The organism is Neoroseomonas rubea (assembly GCF_016106015.1).
GTDB classification, from domain to species: Bacteria; Pseudomonadota; Alphaproteobacteria; order Acetobacterales; family Acetobacteraceae; genus Neoroseomonas; species Neoroseomonas rubea.
In genome coordinates, this window is record NZ_JACADQ010000563.1 from 1 (window position 1) to 1521 (window position 1521).

At 72.8% G+C, this 1521-nt stretch carries 4 protein-coding genes; all 4 read right to left on the reverse strand.

All coding sequences use genetic code 11. The features are described 5' to 3' along the window. Positions 1 to 136: 136 nt before the first annotated feature. Complete coding sequence (locus tag HW577_RS24845) at positions 137 to 505, reverse strand: VOC family protein (RefSeq protein WP_198378767.1); 369 nt, start codon at positions 503 to 505, stop codon at positions 137 to 139. Then, positions 502 to 954, reverse strand: coding sequence for a molybdenum cofactor biosynthesis protein MoaE (locus HW577_RS24850; protein WP_198378768.1), 453 nt, complete (start codon positions 952 to 954; stop codon positions 502 to 504). Before HW577_RS24850 ends, HW577_RS24845 begins: the two co-directional genes overlap by 4 nt. A 1-nt stretch (position 955) precedes the next feature. Then, positions 956 to 1207, reverse strand: coding sequence for a molybdopterin converting factor subunit 1 (gene moaD, locus HW577_RS24855; protein WP_198378769.1), 252 nt, complete (start codon positions 1205 to 1207; stop codon positions 956 to 958). A gap of 8 nt (positions 1208 to 1215) precedes the next feature. Further along, positions 1216 to 1521, reverse strand: a 306-nt coding sequence (locus HW577_RS24860; protein ID WP_474100258.1) for a hypothetical protein, incomplete at its 5' end; no start/stop codon positions are given.

A 1521-nucleotide genomic window follows, 5' to 3' on the forward strand; every position in this document is an offset into this window, starting at 1 on the left:
AGTGTGCTCTTCCGATTTCCCTCGGACCCCCTCCCTTTTCTGTCTTTTGGGACCTGACACCCGAGGTCAGTCCCCAGCAGGCAAAGAAGGTTGAGGGGGGGCAAGGGGGGGAGAAGTTCCCTTCTCCCCTCCTTCCTCACCCCGCCATCAGGCACAGCACATTCCCTTCCGGATCCGCCGCGTGCAGAGCCGCCCCGCCGCCATCCTGCGCCGTCGGCGGTTCCAGCACCGCGACCTGCGCCATCAGCAGCCGCCGGTGCCAGCGTTCCAGCTCATCCTGCGATTCCAGCCGGAAGCCGAGCATCACGCCCGGATCGCCCTCGCGGGGGAACAGCGCATCCCCGCGCGCGCGCAGCATCAGGCTGAGATGCCCGAGTTCGAACCGCACGAGCCCGGCGCGCGCTTCCGCCGGCGGGCGCTGCAGGATGCGTTCGTAGAAGCCGCGCTGCCGGACCAGGTCGCGGCAGGGAATGACGATCGAGACCAGGTGCGGCGCAGGTGTCACGCGCCGGCCCAGCGCGCGGCCGCCGCCTCGTCCTCGGCGCGCGCCTCGACCCAGCGATGGGTGCCGCCGGCGAATTCCTCGCGCTTCCAGAAGGGCGCCCTGGTCTTGAGCCAGTCGATCAGGAAGGCGCAGGCTTCCAGCGCCGCGGCGCGATGGGCCGAGGCGGTGAGCACGAGCACGATCGGCTCCCCGGGCAGGATGCGACCGACGCGGTGGATCACGGTGCAGCCTGTCAGCGGCCAGCGCGCCTCGGCCTGTTCGGCGATGCGCGCGATCGCGCGTTCGGTCATCCCGGGATAATGCTCGAGCACCATGGCCGCGAGGCCATCATCGCCACGGCAGACGCCGAGGAAGGAGGCGACGCCGCCGACATCCGTGCGCCCGGCGGTCAGCGCCGCGGTCTCGGCGCCCATGTCGAAGGCCGCTTCCTGCACCAGCACGCGCGCCATCTCATCCCCCCGTGACGGGCGGGAAGAAGGCCACCTCGTCATTCGCCGCGACGGGGTGGTCGGGGGTCGCGAAATCCTGGTTCACCGCGGCGCGCACCTGGCGGGGGTCGGCGAAGGCGGCGGCATGGGCGGGGGATCGCGCGGCGAGCCAGCGAATGAGGCCGCCGACGTCGCGCACATCCGCGGGCGGCGCCACCTCCTCCTCGGCGGTGCCGACCTTCTGGCGCAGCCAGGCGAAGTACAGGACGCGCATGGCGGGCCTCAGCGCGGCGTCGGGATGGTCGTCACGCGACCGCCCGGCTGGATGATGGTGGTGGTGCCGCCCTCCTGGACGGCAACGCCCCCGGCCGGGTTGCCAGGCTGGGTGAAGGTGGACACGCGTCCGGTGCTGTTGGTCACGACGCCGGAAGGCTGGCCGGGGATGGTCAGGACGGTCCCTTCGCGGAGCCGATCGCCGTCCCGCTCGCGCGGGTCGGGCGTGGGCGCGGGTGCGGCGGCGCGTGGCATGGGCGCGGGCGGCGGCGCCGTGACCACGGGTGGCGGGGTGGAACTGCCGCGGCGCGGCGG